Below are 410 nucleotides of genomic sequence, written 5' to 3'. Positions count from 1 at the left end.
GCCCCGAAGACGCCGGCGGACTGCTTCGACGCGGCCCTGGAGGCGGCCCGGATCGCGGTCACCTACCGCACCCCGGTCTTCCTGCTCTCGGACGGCTACCTCGCCAACGGCTCGGAGCCCTGGCGCATCCCCGAGGTCGACGAACTCCCGGACCTACGGGTGCAGTTCGCCCAGGGCCCCAACCACACCCTGGACGACGGAGCGGAGGTGTTCTGGCCCTACAAACGCGACGAGCGGACGCTGGCGCGTCCGTGGGCAGTGCCGGGCACACCGGGCCTTGAGCACCGCATCGGCGGCATCGAGAAGCAGGACGGCACGGGCAACATCTCCTATGACCCGGCCAACCACGACCTGATGGTCCGCACCCGCCAGGCCAAGATCGACGGCATCGACGTCCCGGACCTGGAGGT

1 pseudogene is annotated in these 410 nt (G+C 70.2%); it reads left to right on the top strand.

The annotated features are described in order from the left end of the window. Positions 1-410, top strand: a pseudogene (locus ACX6XY_RS30095) (2-oxoacid:acceptor oxidoreductase subunit alpha); the annotation flags it as partial.

Source organism: Streptomyces sp. O3, assembly GCF_054788135.1.
The sequence above is the reverse complement of the archived record's forward strand: the minus strand, read 5'-3'. Positions and strand labels throughout refer to the sequence as shown.